This window comes from Vescimonas coprocola, assembly GCF_018408575.1.
Lineage (GTDB): Bacteria > Bacillota > Clostridia > Oscillospirales > Oscillospiraceae > Vescimonas > Vescimonas coprocola.
In genome coordinates, this window is the sequence record NZ_AP023418.1 from 223,916 (window position 1) to 242,392 (window position 18,477).

Annotated in this window: 18 protein-coding genes and 1 other RNA gene; 4 read left to right on the forward strand and 15 right to left on the reverse strand. The window is 59.5% G+C overall.

The genetic code is table 11. The annotated features are described in order from the left end of the window. Positions 1-163: 163 nt before the first annotated feature. Positions 164-394, reverse strand: a complete 231-nt coding sequence (locus tag KJS28_RS01135) for a helix-turn-helix domain-containing protein (protein ID WP_213541407.1) — start codon at positions 392-394, stop codon at positions 164-166. Between the two features lie 112 nt (positions 395-506). On the opposite strand from KJS28_RS01135, the gene KJS28_RS01140 reads away from it, so the two are divergent. Continuing rightward, positions 507-1,094, forward strand: coding sequence for a DUF5067 domain-containing protein (locus KJS28_RS01140; RefSeq protein ID WP_213541408.1), 588 nt, complete (start codon positions 507-509; stop codon positions 1,092-1,094). 82 nt (positions 1,095-1,176) lie between these two features. Here KJS28_RS01140 and pgsA read toward each other — a convergent pair whose 3' ends face one another. From pgsA to KJS28_RS01185, 9 genes are all read right to left on the reverse strand, one after another. Continuing rightward, positions 1,177-1,701 carry a CDP-diacylglycerol--glycerol-3-phosphate 3-phosphatidyltransferase gene (gene pgsA / locus KJS28_RS01145; RefSeq protein WP_213542198.1) on the reverse strand — a complete coding sequence of 175 codons (525 nt, stop codon included), beginning with the start codon at positions 1,699-1,701 and terminating at the stop codon, positions 1,177-1,179. A 10-nt stretch (positions 1,702-1,711) separates the two neighbouring features. Next, positions 1,712-3,049 (reverse strand): 30S ribosomal protein S12 methylthiotransferase RimO, encoded by a 1,338-nt coding sequence (gene rimO, locus KJS28_RS01150; protein WP_213541409.1) that lies wholly within the window; start codon positions 3,047-3,049, stop codon positions 1,712-1,714. Positions 3,050-3,240: 191 nt separating this feature from the next. Beyond that, entirely contained in the window at positions 3,241-3,861 is a 621-nt protein-coding gene (locus tag KJS28_RS01155; protein ID WP_213541410.1) for a regulatory protein RecX, read from the reverse strand. Continuing rightward, positions 3,851-4,957 carry a recombinase RecA gene (gene recA / locus KJS28_RS01160; RefSeq protein ID WP_021858609.1) on the reverse strand — a complete coding sequence of 369 codons (1,107 nt, stop codon included), beginning with the start codon at positions 4,955-4,957 and terminating at the stop codon, positions 3,851-3,853. The genes KJS28_RS01155 and recA overlap by 11 nt, the downstream gene beginning before the upstream one ends. A gap of 81 nt (positions 4,958-5,038) precedes the next feature. Then, complete coding sequence (gene prmC / locus KJS28_RS01165) at positions 5,039-5,917, reverse strand: peptide chain release factor N(5)-glutamine methyltransferase (protein ID WP_213541411.1); 879 nt, start codon at positions 5,915-5,917, stop codon at positions 5,039-5,041. A 55-nt stretch (positions 5,918-5,972) separates the two neighbouring features. Then, positions 5,973-6,920 (reverse strand): DUF1385 domain-containing protein, encoded by a 948-nt coding sequence (locus KJS28_RS01170; protein WP_213541412.1) that lies wholly within the window; start codon positions 6,918-6,920, stop codon positions 5,973-5,975. A gap of 67 nt (positions 6,921-6,987) precedes the next feature. Beyond that, complete coding sequence (locus KJS28_RS01175; protein ID WP_213541413.1) at positions 6,988-8,415, reverse strand: sensor histidine kinase; 1,428 nt, start codon at positions 8,413-8,415, stop codon at positions 6,988-6,990. A gap of 28 nt (positions 8,416-8,443) precedes the next feature. Next, positions 8,444-9,130: a response regulator transcription factor gene (locus KJS28_RS01180; RefSeq protein WP_213541414.1), complete on the reverse strand. Its 687-nt coding sequence runs from the start codon at positions 9,128-9,130 to the stop codon at positions 8,444-8,446. Positions 9,131-9,150: 20 nt separating this feature from the next. Then, complete coding sequence (locus KJS28_RS01185) at positions 9,151-10,455, reverse strand: FG-GAP repeat domain-containing protein (protein ID WP_213541415.1); 1,305 nt, start codon at positions 10,453-10,455, stop codon at positions 9,151-9,153. A 429-nt stretch (positions 10,456-10,884) separates the two neighbouring features. Between KJS28_RS01185 and thrS the strand changes: the two genes are divergently transcribed. Beyond that, positions 10,885-12,678 (forward strand): threonine--tRNA ligase, encoded by a 1,794-nt coding sequence (gene thrS / locus KJS28_RS01190; RefSeq protein WP_213541416.1) that lies wholly within the window; start codon positions 10,885-10,887, stop codon positions 12,676-12,678. A gap of 579 nt (positions 12,679-13,257) precedes the next feature. On the opposite strand, the gene KJS28_RS01195 is transcribed toward thrS, so the two are convergent. From KJS28_RS01195 to KJS28_RS01205, 3 genes are read right to left on the reverse strand one after another with little or no spacing between them, the layout of a single operon-like run. Continuing rightward, positions 13,258-14,193, reverse strand: coding sequence for a TlpA disulfide reductase family protein (locus tag KJS28_RS01195; RefSeq protein WP_213541417.1), 936 nt, complete (start codon positions 14,191-14,193; stop codon positions 13,258-13,260). Then, positions 14,190-15,110 (reverse strand): 4Fe-4S binding protein, encoded by a 921-nt coding sequence (locus tag KJS28_RS01200; RefSeq protein WP_213541418.1) that lies wholly within the window; start codon positions 15,108-15,110, stop codon positions 14,190-14,192. The genes KJS28_RS01195 and KJS28_RS01200 overlap by 4 nt, the downstream gene beginning before the upstream one ends. After that, complete coding sequence (locus KJS28_RS01205) at positions 15,103-15,249, reverse strand: CD1871A family CXXC motif-containing protein (protein WP_213541419.1); 147 nt, start codon at positions 15,247-15,249, stop codon at positions 15,103-15,105. The genes KJS28_RS01200 and KJS28_RS01205 overlap by 8 nt, the downstream gene beginning before the upstream one ends. 148 nt (positions 15,250-15,397) lie before the next feature. On the opposite strand from KJS28_RS01205, the gene KJS28_RS01210 reads away from it, so the two are divergent. Then, positions 15,398-16,075: a response regulator transcription factor gene (locus KJS28_RS01210; protein WP_213541420.1), complete on the forward strand. Its 678-nt coding sequence runs from the start codon at positions 15,398-15,400 to the stop codon at positions 16,073-16,075. Further along, entirely contained in the window at positions 16,072-17,241 is a 1,170-nt protein-coding gene (locus tag KJS28_RS01215; RefSeq protein WP_213541421.1) for a sensor histidine kinase, read from the forward strand. The genes KJS28_RS01210 and KJS28_RS01215 overlap by 4 nt, the downstream gene beginning before the upstream one ends. 83 nt (positions 17,242-17,324) lie before the next feature. Here the strand turns inward: KJS28_RS01215 and KJS28_RS01220 are convergent, their stop codons facing one another. Both KJS28_RS01220 and ssrA read right to left on the reverse strand, forming a co-directional pair. Further along, positions 17,325-17,573, reverse strand: coding sequence for a hypothetical protein (locus KJS28_RS01220; protein ID WP_213541422.1), 249 nt, complete (start codon positions 17,571-17,573; stop codon positions 17,325-17,327). Positions 17,574-18,116: 543 nt separating this feature from the next. After that, positions 18,117-18,464: a transfer-messenger RNA gene (gene ssrA / locus KJS28_RS01225) on the reverse strand. Positions 18,465-18,477: the final 13 nt, after the last annotated feature.

Consider the following 18,477-nt stretch of genomic DNA (forward strand, 5'->3'; position numbering starts at 1 on the left):
GGAGGGCGTCTGCATCCCCCGCACTCCCGGACGCACTTTCGGCCCTTGCTCCGCAGGACGGCTTGCAGCCGGTGGCCATCCCTCTCTGCCCGGAGCGCCGGGCGTACTCTTTCCGATCAACGTGCTATTTACGGTAACATGGTATCAGGATTTCCCGCCGGTGTCAAGTGCGGCTTTTCCCGGCGGGGTACGGTTGACGCCGGTCCGTCAGGCCCAGCAGATAGTCCGTGCTCACCTGATAGAGCTTGGCCAGCCGGATCAGAACATCGGTGGGGATATCCCGTTTCCCCGATTCATAATAGGAGTAGCACACTTGCGTGCATTGCAGATAGGCCGCCAGATCCTTCTGAAGCAGATCGGCGTCCTCCCGCAGGTCCCGGATCCTTCGATACATATTGCACCTCGCTTATGGGAGATACAAAGAAGTATATGTAAAACATTTTGTTTTATTGACAAAAATAACAAAATGTTATATAATGGCGACAACATGAGAAAGGAGAGACTCTATGAAAAGACTATTTGCAGCGCTTTTATCGCTGGTGCTGGCCCTCTTGCTGATGGGCTGCAGCAGCGCCCCGGCCAACGATCCCACACCGGGGCAGGCGGACGCTCCCGTGGAGGACAAGACCGACCTGCCTGCCGGGGAGCAGAGCAATGACAGCACCGGGGGCAAAGAGGACACCAATGCCGACGATACTGGCCGTGATGCACAGAATACCGGCGAGGGGCAAGTGGGCGATTACGCCGTGAAGATCACCGGAGTCCGCTTGGGCAAAGACTACGACGGGGCAGATGCCATCATTCTGGACTATGATTTCACCAACAACTCCGACGAGACCACGTCTGCCATGGAGAGCCTGTATTTTCAGCTGTTTCAGGACGGCGTTGAACTGGATTTCACCATCATAACGGGGGACGATAACTATGATTCAGACAGTTATATGAAGGATATCCGGCCCGGTGTGACCCTGTCGTGCCAGTGTGCATATGTGCTGGGCAACACCACCTCGCCGGTGGAGGTGGAGGTCAAGTCCATATCCGATTCTTTCAAGAGTAAGGTGCTCTACAATGTGGATCTGAGCGCACTGTCCTGACCTGCTTACAAAAGAACCAGAGGGGACGCAGCAACAGCTGCGTCCCCTCTGGTTTTTTGGATGAAACGGTTGGTGTTCCCGATTACTTCTTCTCCTGAAATACGTCCCAGTTTTTGGCGAAGTACTCCACGCCGGAGTAGACGGTGGTCACCAGAATGACACCCTGGCACACCAAATTCAGCCAGTGGGGGATGCCGAAAAGCATCAGGCAGATGCACACCATGGTGCTGGCAGTCTTGACCTTGCCGGACCAGCCTGCGGCGATGACCCGGCCCTTCTCCACGGCAATGAGCCGCATTCCGGACACGGCGAACTCCCGCAGCAGCACCACAGCCAGCACCCAGCCCACCATGTCGCCGGTCTCCACGAACCAGCACAGTGCCGCCATCACCAGACACTTATCCGCCAGCGGATCGGCAAACTTGCCAAAGTCCGACACCTGATTATAGTGTCGGGCCACATACCCGTCCAGCAGGTCCGTCAGGCAGGCCAGAATGTACACCCCCAGCGCCACATAGCGGCTGCCGGGGAAGCCCCAGTATGCGATCACAAGAAACAGCGGGATCATAAACACCCGTGCAAGGGTCAGCTTGTTGGCAGTGTTCATAGGCATAGCTTTATTCCTCCTCAGAAAGTTCCTCTACCGCTTCGCCGGTGAGGTCGCCGTCCATGGCGCCGGTGATACGCACCATGACAAAGTCTCCGGGCTCCACATCCCGCTCCGCCGTAAAGAAGATGCACCCGTCGATGCCGGGGCTCTCGGCGTAGCTGCGGCCCACATAGCTCATGGCCTGAACGTCATAGCCGTCGCACAGCACCTCCACGGTGTCGCCCATGCGGCTGTCGTTGAACTCGTCCATGACCTGTGTTTGAATCTCCATTACCAGCTCCGCCCGGCGCTGGGCCTCCTCGGTGTCCACCCGGTTCAGCATTCTGGCCGCCGGAGTTCCCTCCTCCGGAGAGTAGGGGAAGGCCCCCACCCGCTGGAGCTTCTGCTCGCCCAAAAAGTCGCACAGCTCCTCGAAGGCCGCCTCGTCCTCATAGGGCAGTCCCGTGATGAGGCTGGTCCGCAGCACCACGCCGGGGATGCGCTCCCGCACCCGGCGGAACAGCTCCTCCAGCCCGGCCTTGGTCTCCCGGCGGCGCATGGCCTTGAGAACGGTGTCGTTGCAGTGCTGGATAGGGATATCCAGATAGTTGCAGATCTTTGCCTCCCCGGCGATGGTGTCAATGAGCTGGTCGGAGAGATTGTCTGGGTAGAGATAGTGGAGCCGCACCCAGTGGAAGGGAAGCCTGCACAGCTCCCGCAGCAGCTCCGGAAGCCGCCGCTCTCCGTACAGATCCACGCCGTAGCGGGTGATATCCTGAGCGATGACGATGCACTCCTGCACCCCGTCCTCCGCCAGCGCACGGGCCTCCTCCAGAATGTCCTCCATCCGGCGGCTGCGGTAGTTTCCCCGCAGGGAGGGGATCACGCAGTAGGCGCAGCGGTTGCTGCACCCCTCAGCAATGCGGAGATAGGCGTACTGCCGGGGGGTGGACAACACACGGGGCAGCTCCTCCACGGGGCCGTTGATGTCGGCAAAATGGCGGCACTCCTGACCGTTCACCACCTGCTCCAGCGCCGTGACGATGTCACCGAAGCAGCCGGTCCCCATGATGCCGTCGATCTCCGGCAGCTCCTCCAGAATGTCCGCCTGATACCGCTGGCTGAGACAGCCCGTTACCAGAATTTTGCCCACCTCACCGGCGGCCTTCAGCTCCGCCGCCGCCAGAATGGTATCGATGGCCTCGCTCTTGGCGCTGTCGATGAAGCCGCAGGTGTTGATGACCACCACGTCGCTGCCGGAGCAATCCTCCTGCACGGTATGTCCGGCCTGCAGGCACAGGGCCATCATCTGCTCGGTGTTCACCCGGTTTTTGTCGCAGCCCAGGGATATAAATGATACGTTCATGCTGTGTTTCCTCTGATGTTTGGTATGTGGATTTGTGATCTTGCAAAGGAGCATTCAAGGAGATGCTCTCTGGATAGACGATAAAAATGTGATCTGCTCCCGCCGGAGGCAATAAGAAGAATGATCGGCAAAAATATGCCGCCGGAGGGGGTTTTGCATAGGAGCAATTTACCTTTGGGAAGGGATTCTTCCTATTCCTCCGCCATTTCCTCGCCTAGACGGTTCAGCACCGGACGGATATCCTGCCAGGAAAAGCCCCGCCGCTGGAGAGCGGCAGCCAGCTTGCGCTGCGTCTCTCGATCAAGGGGCTTCCCTTTACACTTGCTGCGGATAAAGCGCTCGATGGCCTCTTCGCCCTCCGGCAGCAGGGCCAGCGCATCGTCCCACAGCTCCTGCGGGATGCCCCGGCGCTGCAGCTCCTGCCGCACCCGGCCGGGGCCGTAGCCCATGGCGGCATAGTGCCGGGCAATGGCGGCGGCGTAGGCCGACTCGTCCACGGCCCCCAACTCCTCCAGCCACTGGGCTGTATCCTCCGCCAGCTCCCGGTCGCCGCCCTTGCGGGTCAGGTGCTCCATCACCTGCTTTTTCGACAGCATTCGGCTGCCGGTGAGTCGGGCGCCACGGGCCTTCATCTCCGACCGCTTGGCGGACTGCTCCACCTGCGCCAACAGCTGCTCCGGCAGCTCCAGACCGGGCCGCAGCCCGAAGACCAGCAGCTCCTGCTCCGTCACCCGCAGCAGGTCGCCCCCCTCCAGAAACACCAGTACCCGATCCTTCTTGCGGCGGGAGGGCTCGATGCGATCAATCCGCATCGTCGAAGTCGTCGGCGGATACATCCACCGCACGGCCTGCGGCCCGTGCCGCCACCTTGGACTGATTGCTCATCAGCTTGTGGAAGTCCCGGCGGATGTTGGCCTCCAGTGCATCGGCCTCGTCGGGATGATCCCGCAGATACTGCTTGGCGGCATCACGGCCTTGCCCCAGGCGCACCTCGCCCATGTTGAACCAGGAGCCGCTCTTCTGTACCAGATCCAGCTTCACGCCCAGATCCAGCATCTCGCCCAGCTTGCTGATGCCCTCGCCGTACATGATGTCGAACTCCGCTTCCCGGAAGGGGGGCGCCACCTTGTTCTTGACCACCTTGGCACGGGTGCGGTTGCCGATCATCTCGCCGCCGGACTTCAGCGTCTCGATGCGGCGTACATCGATGCGGACGGAGGCGTAGAACTTCAGCGCCCGACCGCCGGTGGTGACCTCCGGGTTGCCGTACATAACGCCCACCTTTTCCCGCAGCTGGTTGATGAAGATGACCACGGTATTGGTCTTGGCGATGATGCCCGTCAGCTTCCGCAGCGCCTGACTCATGAGCCGGGCATGGAGCCCCACGAAGCTGTCACCCATCTCACCCTCGATCTCGGCACGGGGGACCAGAGCGGCCACGGAGTCCACCACCACCACGTCGATGGCCCCGGAGCGCACCAGCGCCTCGGTGATCTCCAGCGCCTGCTCACCGGTGTCCGGCTGGGAGATGAGCATATCCTCGATCTTCACCCCCAGCGCACGGGCATAGGTGGGATCCAGAGCGTGCTCGGCATCCACGAAGGCCACCTCGCCGCCCATTTTCTGGGCCTGCGCCAGAACGTGCAGAGCCAGCGTGGTCTTACCGGAGGACTCAGGCCCATAGATCTCGATGATGCGGCCACGGGGTACGCCGCCGATGCCCAGCGCCAGATCCAGCGCCAGAGAGCCGGTGGGGATAGCCTCCACATTGGGCTGCACATTGTCGCCGTAGCGCATGATAGAGCCCTTGCCGTAGGTTTTTTCGATTTGCTGCATGGCGGTCTCCAGCGCCTTTTTCTTGTCGGAGACCACGGGAGCAGCTATCGAGCTGTCTTTCTTCGCTGCCATGTTTCTTCCTCCTGTATCAATGAAAATTTTCGTGGTAAATGGGCAGAGGCCCATCGATTTACAAAGTCGTTTCGCCGGTCATCAGGCGTCGGCATAGACCTCCCGATAGCGCAGGCCCGTCACCACACGGGGGATGCCCGCCGGATCCGGCAGGATCTCCAGCTCACCGAAGCCCTCGCCTCGCATGAGCCGCAGCACGTCGTCGGCCTGCCCGATGCCCACCTCGAAGGCCAGGCGGCTTCCGGTGTGCAGCACGTCCCGCCAGCGGCGGCAGACGCTGCGGTAGAAGTCCAGCCCGTCGGTCCCGCCGTCCAGCGCCAGATGGGGCTCATAGTCCCGGACGGAGACGTCCAGTCCGGCGATGTCCCCGGAGGGAATGTAGGGGGGGTTGCACACCAGACAGTCAAAATCCCCCAGCCGGGGAGGCGGATCGGACAGAGCGTCCATCTTTAAGGACACCACCTGTCCGCTGAGACTGTTGCGGCGGATATTCTGGCGGCAGATCCGCAAGGCCCCCTCGTCCAGCTCCCCCAGCACCACCCGTGCGCCGGGGACCTGACTGGCGATGGCCAGACCGATGCAGCCGGAGCCGGCACACAGATCCAGCACCCGGCACTCCGGCAGGGGCCGCAGCCACGCTACCACGTGGTCCACCAGCGTCTCCGTGTCCGGACGGGGGATCAGCACGCTTTCGGAGATGTCCAGCGGCAGCCCGTAGAACTCCCACTCCCCGATGAGGTAGGCCACCGGCTCCCCTGCCAGATGGCGGCGCACCAGATCCTTCGCCCGCTCCTCGATGGCCGGAGGGACATACAACTGCCCATCCTGCACCAGCTGGCTGCGGGTCTTGCCGGAGGCGAAGCACATCAGCTCACGGGCCTCCAGCGTGGCGGCCTCGATGCCCGCCCGGCGGAGAGTCTGCCGGATATCCATATACAAATTGTTGTAAGTAGTCGCCATAATACGCTCCGTTGTCATATTTTGGGCTTTTCAGGGGAGAACGGCCGGGAATTTCTCACCAGCGATCCTTGTTCTTCTCCTCCGGCAGCACCAGCTTCAAGGCCTCAATGGCCACCTCCAGCATGGAGTCGTCCGGCTCGTTGACGGTGAAATTCTGGAGCCACATACCGGGGGCAGACAGCACCCGTGTGAGGGCGTTGTCGTGCCGCCCCACCAGCCGGTTGAATTCATAGGTGATGCCCACCACCGGGATCAGCAGCAGCAGATGCATCCCGATACGGACCCAGATGTTCTGCCAGTTGACGTAGCTGAAAACGATGCTGCTGCACAGGATGGACACGATGATGACCACAAAGAGGAAGCTGGTGCCGCAGCGGGGATGATGCTTGGGCTGGATGCGGGCGTTTTCCACCGTCAGGGGCAGGCCCGCCTCATAGCAGAAAATGGTCTTGTGTTCGGCACCGTGGTAGCAGAATACCCGGCGCACATCCTTCTGCTTGGAGCAGAGGATCAGATAGGCCAGAAAGATAGCCACCTTGATGACGCCCTCAATGAGATTGTGGAGGGCGGCGTTCTGTGCGTGGAACAGCCCGGCCACGAAGGTGGGCAGCAGCATGAACAGCACCAGCGTCATACCCAGCGACAGCAGCACCGACACCCATACCAGCACGTTCTGGAGCTTTTCTGCCGGAACGTGCTTTTCCAGCCACAGGTCCAGCTTGGAGGGCTGGGCGGCCTCGTCGTCGGGGAAGTAGTCCGCCGAGAACATCAGGGCCTTGACGCCCCGGATCATGGAGTCCAGAAAGGTCACGGCCCCCCGCAGAATGGGAAGGCCCAGAATGGGGTATTTGTCCTTGATAAGTGTCAGCTCCTCCACCTTGGTCACAAGGCCCTCCGGGGAGCGCACCACAATGGCCTGCTTCTCCGGGCCACGCATGAGGATGCCCTCGATGAGGGCCTGTCCGCCGATGGAGGTGCGGAATGTACCGGGTTTGTGTTCCATAGACGATGTAAGTTCCTTTCCGTAAGTATAGCACTTGCTCGAATGAAATGCAACAACTGTTCTATTTCTATCGATGCTCCGTGTGGGGCGGAATGGGCAGGGTAATGGTCACCAGAGCGCCGCCGCCGTCGGCGTTGCCGATCTCGAAGGTGCCGCCGTGGCGGGTGATGATCTCATCGCACACCGCCAGACCGATGCCGCTGCCACGGGCCTTGGAGGAGCCCTTGTAGAATTTCTGCTTCACATAGGGCAGCTCCGCCGGGGGGATGCCGGGCCCGAAGTCCCGGATGCGGATGACATAGTTGTCCGCCTCCCGCCGCAGGGAGGCGATGATACGCTTGCCGGAGCCGCCGTGCTTGGCGGCGTTGTCCAGTACGTTGCACAGCACCTGCTTCAGCCGTTCCGGATCGCCGGGGATAGGATCGGTGTACAGTTCGCCGTCGTCGTCATACTCCAGACGGATGCCGTCCTGTCGGAACAGCTCCTGATAGGTGTAAACGGCGTCCTCGAACTCCGTCTGCAGGTCCACGTCCTCGATGCGGAGGGTAAAACGACCGTCCTGCATCTTGGAGAACTCCAGCAGTTCCTCCACCATGTTGGTGAGTCGGCGGGATTCCTTGAGGATAATGTGCAGGCCCCGGCGCAGCTGAGCGGGATCGTCGTCCTCCAGCAGTGTCTCGCTCCAACCATTGATGGCCGTCAGGGGGGTGCGGAGCTCGTGGGACACGGAGGAGATGAACTCCGTCTGGATTTTCTCACTCTGGCTGATTTTCAGGGACATATCGTTGATGTTGTCCACCAGCTCCCCCATCTCATCGGTGTAGGGGTTGGGCAGCTGGATGCCGTAGCTGCCGCCGGAGATGCGCTTGGCGGCGTCCGTCACCTCAGCCACCGGGGCCACCACGCTGTTGATGAACAGCAGACTGGAGATCAGCACCAGACAGATGACCCCGGCGATGATGGCGCTGATGATGAGGATGGTCAGAAGGATCTGATGGTCGATCTGCCGGGTGGCGGTGACGTAGCGCATAAAGGCCACCGTGGAGCCGTTGAACTTCAGGGGTGTAGTGACGGCCATCACCGACTCGCCGGTGACGGGGTCCTTACCGCTGAATACCTCGATGCTGCCGCTCTCCAGCGCCCGTGCGAGCTCCGGGGTCTGGGGAGCCGTGCCTGCGGCCACGCCCTGAGTGGAGTTATCCACCCGGCCGTAGAGATTCAGGAATTGCAGCTCGATGCGGGTGCTGTCGAAGCTGGCGGCGTACAGTGAGGCGTTGCGGTAGTACTCGCTGTAGCTGCTCATGCTGTAAGAGTTGAAGTAGTCGGCGCCGGCCTTGGCCTTGGCCTCCAGCGTGGAGCGGGCGGAGCCGTAGTAGTTGTTGGCCACGGTGGCCGAGGCCAGAATGGCCGCCAGCACCAGTATCAGGATCACAGGCCCCACGCTGTTGAGGATCCAGCGCTTTCGCAGGCCCTGTATTCGCAGACGCTCCTTCATGGACCGTCACCTCCTTGCTGCGGGGCCATCAGGCGTCCCACTTGTAGCCGTAGCCCCATACAGTGCTGATGAAAGTGGGGTTGGTGGCGTTGTCCTCGATCTTCAGCCGCAGGCGGCGGATGTTCACGTCCACGATCTTCAGCTCACCGAAGTAATCCCGGCCCCACACCAGATCCAGAATCTCCTCACGGGACAGGGCCTTGCCGGGATTCTCCATGAACATCCGCATGATGGAGTACTCCACCTGCGTCAGCTTCACGGGCTTGCCGTTCTTTTCCAGCGTGCGGTTGCGGGTGTTCAGCAGGAAGGGGGGCTGGCTGATCTCGCCGGAGTGCTCCTCCATGCTGCCGCCGCTGCGGCGCATGAGGGCGTCCACCCGTGCCGTCAGCTCGGCGGGGGAGAAGGGCTTAGTGACGTAGTCGTCGGCTCCGGTCATCAGGCCCGTGACCTTGTCCATCTCCTGTGAGCGGGCGGTGAGCATGATGATGCCGATGCGGGAGTTGGTGGCCCGGATGCGGCGGCATACCTCGAAGCCGTCGATGCCGGGGAGCATCACATCCAGCAGCGCCACACGGATATCGCTGTGCTGCTGCAGCATCTCCAGCGCCTCCTCGCCGGTGCCTGCCTCGATGACCTCATAACCGGCACGGCGCAGATTGATGACGATAAAGCTGCGGATGCTGGATTCATCCTCCAGAACCAGAACTTTTTTCATAAGCTACTCCTTCTATGTCGTTAGTTGGCGTCCCAAGAGTGGACGATCAGGTTGAAATTATGACGCAGCGCTTCCTCATCCAGCGAATAGATCTCACTGAGGGTCTCGGCGGCGTAAATGGTGCCGGTGCGGCGCCTGAGTACCACCCGATTGCCCCGGAGGGCCCGCCGCTCCCGGTTTTCGCCGGTAAGGGCGCAGATACTCAGGGCCTTCTCCCCCTGCACCGACAACGTTACCTGCGTCTCACCGATACCGGCGTCCGAGGCGAGAGCGGTGACATCGCCCGTCCAATCCTCCGGCAGGATAAAGTACCAGCCGCCGGACAGGCAGTGATAGGTGCGCTCCACGGTGGCAAGGCCGTCGGGCCGGTACTGCTCCCAAAAGACCATGCCGTCGGCCTGCTTGGTGTCGGAGACAGAGCTGTCGGGCCGGGGAAGCTCCGTGATGCCGTCGCCGTTGATGTCCTGCGGCGTCAGCTGACGATAGGGAGCCGTGGCGGTGGAGAGCCCCGTGCTGCGGTCCAGCGCAGCGTTGACGAGCCCGGCGTCTTCCTGCCAGACGAGGATATCCGTCACGGCGATGCCTTGGCTGTTGATGCCGGTGATGAACACCGCCGGGGTGTCCTGATCCAGCTTGCCGGTGACCACGCTGCCCTGATTCAGCTCCGCCATGGTGCTGGATAGGGTGCAGCGGTGGGAGACGGACAGCGCCCCCTCCTGCCAGCTGCAAAACTCCGCCACCGGCTGGTTGTCGCTGTTGGTTCGCAGCAGCAGAAGGCTGGGGATGCCGTCGCCGTTGAGCTCCTGAAAGGACAGGCGGGTGTAGTTGCTCTGCATCAGCTGCACCGGGCCGGGCCGCATATCGTAGACGGTGACGGTCTGGACGTCGGAGCTGATCTTCCATCCTACGATCAGCTCCTTCCGACCGTCGCCGGTGAGATCCTCATAGTAGATGGAGTCGATGGCGGTGCCGCTGCTCTCGATGATGGAGGCCAGCTCATAGCTGTCCTCACGGGAGTGGAACACGTAAATTTTCAGGGGCTTTTCACCGTTGCTGAGGCGGAAAAAGGCCAGCGCCTCGTCCCGCCCGTCGCCGTCGATGTCCACCATCTGGAGGGACTGGATGTTCCGCCCGGAGGTGGGAGCCATGTATTCATAGCCCTCCGACAGCAGCTGATCCAGCTGGCGGGAGAGGGTGGTGTATTCCGTGGGCAAGCGGGGCAGGGTGAACAGCTCCTCCACGGTGCTGTCCATCTGGCATCCGGCCAGCAGCAGGCAGGCCAGCAGCAACAGCCCCAACAGGGCCGGGCGTTTCAGATGTCGCATAGGTCCCCTCCTTATCAAACGACAATCATACTCTTATATCATAGCACAGTTCCTGTGAAAAGGGTAGTTTTTTTTGTTTTATCCGGGGAAAACTTCAAAAAGGCCGTTGACAACCGCCGCCGGGGGTGCTATATTCTGGGGTATAAAAAAGGCATAGACGAGGAAGCTGTCCGCAGAAGGTCACAGAGAGGGTCCCCCCGTGGTGCAAGGGATCTGACGGGAAGCGGAACGGTACCCCCTCCGAGCCGCTCGCCGAACGGAAACCAGTAGGCCGGGCCGGGTTCTCCCGTTACAGAGATCACGAGCGACGGAAAAATTTCCGTAAGCAGGGTGGAACCGTGGAGTAAAGCTATTTTACCTCACCCCTGAACCGTATCAGGGGCGGGGTTTTTTTGTTGCCCGCCCCGACCAAGTAAGGAGGAAGCTATCATGAGCGAAGAAAACAAGTACACGTTTGAAAACGAGGAGTATCGCAAGACCTATTGGCACACCTGCTCCCACGTGCTGGCTCAGGCTGTCAAGCGCCTGTGGCCGGAGGTGAAGCTGGCCATCGGCCCGTCCATCGACGGCGGTTTTTACTACGATCTGGACGCACCCTTTGCCTTCACACAGGAGAATCTGGCCCAGATCGAGGCGGAGATGCGGAAGATCTGCAAGGAGAAGCTGAAGCTGGAGCGCTTCGAACTGCCCCGTGAGGAGGCATTGAAGTTCATGGAGGAGCGGGAGGAGCCCTACAAGGTGGAGCTCATCAACGACCTGCCCGCCGACGCCCACATCTCCTTTTATAAGCAGGGCGAGTTCACTGATCTGTGCGCCGGCCCCCATCTGGATTCCACCGGCCGCATCAAGGGCAACGGCATCAAGCTGACGGCCTGCAACGCCGCCTATTGGCGGGGCGACAGCAGCCGCCAGACCCTCCAGCGTATCTACGGCGTGGCCTTCCCCAAGAAGGAGGAGCTGGACGCCTACCTGAAGGAGCGGGAGGAGGCTCTGAAGCGGGATCACAACAAGCTGGGCCGTGAGCTGGAGTACTTCACCACCGTGGACTGCATCGGTCAGGGCCTGCCCATCCTGCTGCCCAAGGGCGCACGGGTCATCCAGCAGCTGCAGCGCTGGGTGGAGGACACCGAGGAGAAGGCCGGCTACCTGCTGACCAAGACCCCCCTGATGGCCAAGCGGGACCTGTATAAAATTTCCGGCCACTGGGATCACTATCTGGACGGTATGTTCGTGCTGGGCGACCCCTATGACGAGACGAAGGAGTGCTTTGCCCTGCGGCCCATGACCTGCCCCTTCCAGTATCAGGTGTATCTGAACCGCCAGCGCTCCTACCGTGACCTGCCCATGCGGCTGGGCGAGACGTCCACCCTGTTCCGCAACGAGGATTCCGGCGAGATGCACGGCCTGATCCGTGTGCGCCAGTTCACCATCTCCGAGGGCCATCTGGTGCTGCGTCCCGATCAGCTGGAGGAGGAGTTCAAGGGCTGCTTGGCGCTGGCCAAGTACTGCCTCGGCACCGTGGGTCTGCTGGATAAGTGTACCTTCCGGTTCTCCCAGTGGGATCCCGCCAACCCCAACAACAAGTACGAGGGTACGGCGGAGCAGTGGGATCACGCCCAGAGCACCATGGAGAAGATTTTGAAGGATCTGGACGTTCACTACTCCATCGGCATCGACGAGGCCGCCTTCTATGGCCCCAAGCTGGATATCCAGTATAAGAACGTGTACGGCAAGGAGGATACGCTGGTCACCATCCAGATCGATATGCTGCTGGCCGAGCGCTTCGGGATGTACTACATCGACGAAAACGGCAATAAGGCCCTGCCGTATATCATCCACCGTACCTCTCTGGGCTGCTACGAGCGGACGCTGGCCTACCTCATCGAGGAGTATGCCGGTGCGCTGCCCACCTGGATGATGCCGGAGCAGGTGCGCCTGCTGCCCATCACCGACCGGGCCGCCGACTACTGCGCCCAGCAGGCCCAGCAGCTGCGGCAAGAGGGCTTCCGGGTGGAGGTGGACAGCCGCAACGAGAAGATCGGCAAGAAGATCCGTGAGGCCACACTGGAGAAGATCCCCTATATGCTGGTGGTGGGCGACCGGGATATGGAGGCGGGTACCGTCTCCGTCCGTACCCGTACCGGCGAGGATCTGGGTGCCATGACCGTGGCGGACTTCACCGCCATGCTCCACGAGGTGGTGGATCAGAAGCTGAAGAAGTAAGCCCCATCCGGGAATTTAGCGAAATGTGATAAAAAGAGCGGCGCGCCAGTGTGAAGCGCCCCCAAAGTTAGACAAAATAAGAATTAAGCGATCTGAACGGTCTGAATCCTGTACTGCACAGGGCTCAGGCCGTTTAGTTTTCATTTGATTCTGTGGTTATTGTATTACGCAAAGGGATGTTCGCAGGTAACGGCATCGTTCATCTGCGACAAATCTCTCCATTCGCATACCCTCCCGTTCCTTTCTGTAATCACAGCAGCAGGAGGAATAGCGGAAATCGAATGTGCGGATAGTAAAAAGCGCCGTCCCGGAATCGCTTCCAAGACGGCGCTTTTCTGCTGCGGATCAGAGCGAACACTTTACGGCGAAACCGCCGCTGAAGAAATAGGTGTTCGTCCAATCCCTGTTTGATGGAGCAGGGGCCTCCAAGGATGCCCCCCTCTGATGCTCCGGTTTCGCCTTCAAAGGCCATTTCGATAGGATAGGTGCTTGCTTGCCAGAGGCGATGCAATGGTGCGCAGAATGTGCCGGCTTACGATGTTTTTTTCTTCATCGTAGACACTTTCTGAAAATCTTGGGTCAACCCTTATCGGCGGACAGTGCCTTGTCGATCTGGGCTTGCAGTGCCTCCGCCTGCTTCGTTTCCGTAATAGCACCCACGATGGGGTCGCCCACGATATTGCCGTTGCGGTCGACCACATAGGTGGTGGGATAAGCAAAGATGTTGGCAGTAAACTTTCCCGCCTCACCATCTGAGTCAAAATACACATTCTGATAGGTGACGCCCTTCTTGGCCAGCACATCCTTCGCCTCAGAAATCGCAGCCTCGTCGCCGCCCAGCGTGAAGGTGTTGACACCGATGAGTGCGCCGCCCTTCTCTGCGAGTTCCTTATTCAGCGCATCCAGCTCGGCAAGCTCTCCCGCGCAGGGATTGCAGGTGGTGAACCAGAAGTTCACCACGGTGACGGCGTTCTTGGAGAACAGGTCATCGCTCTTGACGGTGTTGCCGTTGAGGTCCTTGCCCTCGAAAGCGGGGAACTTCTGCGTCTTGTCGCTGTCGCCGGGTGTCGTGGGGCTGTCGGCAGGGATGCTGTCACCGTTGCCCGGGGCCTTGGGAGCCGCATCGGGGAACTTGGCCTCAATGGCGGCCAGGGTGCGCTCGATCTCCCGGATCTTCTCGCCGCCCTGGCGCAGGAGCTTCAGCTCGTCGGCGGTAAACTTGTCCTTGGCGGATTCAATGGTGTCCAGCAGGAAATCACCGTAGTTCTTGCCGTCCTCCTGCGTGGTCATGCCCTTGTCGGCGGACAGGAACACCTTCTCCCAAAGGGACTGGTTTTCCATCAGAATGGCATTCTCCTGATCCATCAGGTCCTTGTACATAGCGGCCGCCTCCTGGGCGTTCTTGGGCTCGCCGTCGGGTTTTGTCATGTCGTCGCTGCCCTGTTTGCCGCAGGCGGCCAGGGACAGCACCAGCAGTGCTGCCAGCAGCAGTGTGATGATTTTCTTTACGTTCATTTTGTTTCCTCCGTTTTTAATTTATCTGCAGGTTTTACAGGTTCTTTTTTGCCGTCTCCAAAGCCGTAGCGGAAGCTGACGGCGTTGGTGGGACAGGCGCGGATGCACATCCCACAGCGGATGCACTCGGTATGGTTGGGCGTTTTTGTCACGTCCACATCCATTTTGCAGGCCTTGGCGCATTTCCCGCAGGAGACGCATTTGTTCCTATCCACCTTCATCTGGAAGAGGGACACCCGGTTGAACAGTGCGTAAAACGCTCCCAGCGGACAGAGCCACTTGCAGAAGGGACGGTAGAACAGTACGCTCAGCACGATCACCGACAGCAGGATGCTGAATTTCCATGTAAACAGCTTGCCCAGCGCCGACCGGATGCCGGAATTGGCAAGGGACAGCGGGATGGCTCCCTCCAGCACGCCTTGGGGGCAGAGGTATTTGCAGAAGAACGGGTCTCCCATGCCAACATCGTTCACCAGAAGCGCCGGCAGCAGGAAAACCATCACCAGCAGGACGGCATACTTGAGATAGGTCAGGGGCTTCAGCTTCTTCGTGGAGAGCTTTTTCGTGGGAATTTTATGCAGCAGTTCCTGAAACCACCCGAAGGGACACAGAAAACCGCAGATAAAGCGTCCCAGCAGGACTCCCAGCAAAATGAGAAAGCCTGTGATATAATAGGAAAAGCTGAACTTGGAAGAACCCACTACCGCCTGAAACGCCCCGATAGGACAAGCACCGGAGGCTGCCGGGCAGGAGTAGCAATTCAGCCCGGGTACACATACGGTTTTCCCTGCGCCTTGATACAGTTTGCCCTTGAGAAAGTTCGGCAGACGCAGGTTGGTCAATAAAGCTGCCCCCGCCTGTATCCAGCCACGGAAGCGGGACAGTACCTGAGATACGCCGCGTTTTTTCTTACCCAATGCCCACACACTCCAGACATAATTTGATCGCTTTGCTCAGTACCGTCGCCGCCTCGCCCCGCCAGACACCGAAGCACAGCATGGCGATACCCACAACCAGCAACATGGCCTGCGCCACCGCCTTTTTTACATGGCTCAAATTTATCACCCCTTCACTTTTTCTGCCGTCATCATAGCACAGGGGAGTTAAAGTCCCTGTTAAGAAGAAAAATTTAACACAAACCTTATCTGTTTTTGCTATAATTAAGAACAATGTGAACATGAAGAAATGTAAAAGGAGGGCTCTCATGCACCTTTTGGTTATTGAAGACGAACGCGCCTTGTGCGAAACCATCGTCCGCAGCCTGCGGCGGCTGGCCTACAGCGTGGACTACTGCTACGACGGGGAGAAGGCTCTGGAGCTTTTGGGCGTGGAGCGCTACGATCTGGTACTTCTTGATCTGAATCTGCCGAAAAAGGACGGCATGACGGTGCTGCGCACCCTGCGGCAGACCGACCGGGAGACAAAGGTGCTGATCCTCTCCGCCCGCAGCGAAGTGGAGGACAAGGTGCAGGGGCTGGATGCCGGGGCGAACGACTATCTGGCGAAGCCCTTCCACTTAGCTGAATTGGAGGCCCGCATCCGCAGCCTGACATTGCGGCAGTTCACCCAGCAGGATGTGCTGCTAAGCTGCGGAGGCCTGACCTTTGACACCCGCTCCCGTACTGCCACCGTCAACGGGCAGACACTGACGCTCACTCGGAAGGAAACGGGGATCCTGGAATACCTGATGGTGCATCAAGGAAGGCCGGTAAGTCAGGAGGAGCTGATGGATCACGTTTGGGACAATAGCGTGGACAGCTTCAGCAACTCCATTCGCGTCCACATCTCCGCCCTGCGCAAAAAGCTCCGCACCGTGCTGGGCTATGACCCCATCCGCAACCGCATCGGCGAGGGCTATCTGATGGGAGGCGAGGAGGCATGAAGCGGCTTTCCCTGCAGTGGCGCATCACGCTGATGTCCGTCCTGCTCATCGGCATCACCTGCGTGACCATGAATTTGCTGCTGTGTTCCTCCGGTGTGTACTATATGGACACCATTGCGGACAGTTTACAAGGCGGCGGCACGGCGATCCTGAATGATGGCGGAGCGGAGAGCTTTGACCCGCAGCTCATAGCGCCCAACGAGGAGTTGACCATCGTCGTCAATGGGGCGCAGGGGCGCTTCCGCACCACCAACTGGTACATCACAGCGGCGGTAACGCTGCTCAGCGGCATCCTCGCCTATTTTGTCAGCGGACGCGCCCTCAAGCCCCTTCGCAGCTTTGCCTCGCAGGTGGAGCAGGTGCAGCTGAACAATCTTGCCGATATGAGGATCGATGAAGATGCTATTTCGGAGTTCCGGCAGCTGAGCCGCTCGTTCAACCAGATGCTGGAGCGGCTGAACAACGCCTTTGCCGCCCAGCGGCAGTTCACCGGCAACGCCGCCCACGAGCTGCGCACGCCGCTGGCGCTGATGCAGGCGCAGCTGGAGCTGTTTTCCGCAGAGCATCCAGATGTGCGACCGGAGACGGCGGAGTTCCTCACGCTTTTGCGTGAGCAGACGGAACGGCTGATACAGATGACCAAGACGCTGCTGGAGATGAGCAATTTGCAGCAGGTGGCGCGGAACGAGCGGATCCAGCTCGCTCCCATGATCGAGGAGATCTTCACAGATCTTGCGCCGCTCTCAGATAAGCTGGGCGTCACGCTGACGGCGGAGGGCGACGGTATTATGACCGGCAGCGATGCACTGATCTACCGACTGATCTTCAACCTGACGGAGAATGCCGTCAAGTACAACCGACCCGGCGGTTCGGTGTGGGTCCGCGTCACGCAGAAGACGGAAAAGCTCCTGATCTGTGTTTCCGACACCGGCTACGGCATTCCGGAGGAGTATCGGCGGAGCATCTTCCAGCCCTTCTTCCGGGTGGATAAGTCCCGCAGCCGGGAGTACGGCGGCGTAGGGTTGGGGCTTTCGCTGGTGTGGGAGATCACCGATCTCCACGGCGGCTGCGTCCGGGTAGAGGAGAGCTCAGATAAGGGAACCACCATTGCGGTGGAGCTGCCGACAGGGACGGAAACTGAGCCCTCCGGTGCGGATATATCATAATGATCCGTGGCTGTTTCATGGCGATCGTTTTCGACCTGCAACATTATCGCAGCAGTTCTCGATCAGCGCCCTGCCGTGAACGATCACGGGAATGGCTCTGTCGTGCCGCGCTTCTTATGGCCTATAGCTTTTCGTTCACCGACAGTTTTGCGTACAATCAATCTGCCACCTTTCTCAATATCCTCAAGGTCAAGCCCCCATATAGCAGAATCAGCATTCGCAGCGTTTACTTTTTGCTTGGTTTCTGCATAAGAAGAGATGCTTCCGAGCCGTGCCCAACACCAATTTTCCGGTATCTCAAAGGGCAGTTCATCGTCAATACAGCGCTCCACACCGTAAATACAGCTCCGGCTTTACGAGCTCACTTGAGATAAAAACATCGTCGCCTTTAAAATAGAACTGCTCTCCACCGATGTTTCCGCCACGCAGTACCCTTATCATTTTGTCCGCCTTTATAGCGAGGGTATCCTTTTTGTACGCAAGCCCAGGCATATTTGAGAAAAGGTCGCCTACCCGGCACCACTCCCATGACGAAGGTATCTCAAAAGACGCTAAATCCGCCAGCGACCGCACTTCATCGCCGATTTTCTCATAAGGAGTATTGTCAGAACTCGGCTGTTTAACGAATACCTCGGTAGTTTAACGAATACCTCGGTAGTTTAACGAATACTCCAGCAGTTCAACGATTACCCCAGCTGTTTAACGATTACAACGACAAAAAAGCCACAAAACCCATGTAAAGCACAAAACCCCGCTGCAGAATCGCTCTGCGGCGGGGTTCGTTTATGCTCAAAAACGGCAAAAGTCTTGATTTCAAGCGGTTTTCGGGCATAGAAAAAGTCCACCGTAATTCTATCAAAATTACGGTGGACTTATGGTGGAGCTGAGGGGAGTCGAACCCCTGTCCGAAAGCGCTTTAACAAGACCTTCTCCGGGCGCAGGACAGATTCAGGATTCCCGCCCCGTGCAGGCACTGCCCAGACTGCACGGCTTGGTAGAGTCATGATGCATGGGCGGGGCAACTCTTACCCGCCGCACGTCCGCCACATCAACGACGCCTTCCCCGGCCTGTGGCCTCTCCGGTTCAGACGGCTGCCCTTAGTTAGGCAGCGACAGCAATACGATTGTTGTCAGTTAATTTTTAAGTTGCCCGTTTTATGGCGGTCAGGCGCCGCCGCCCGCTTATCCAGCCTCCACACCCCCGTCGAAACCGGTGCAGCCCCGTATCGAAGTATG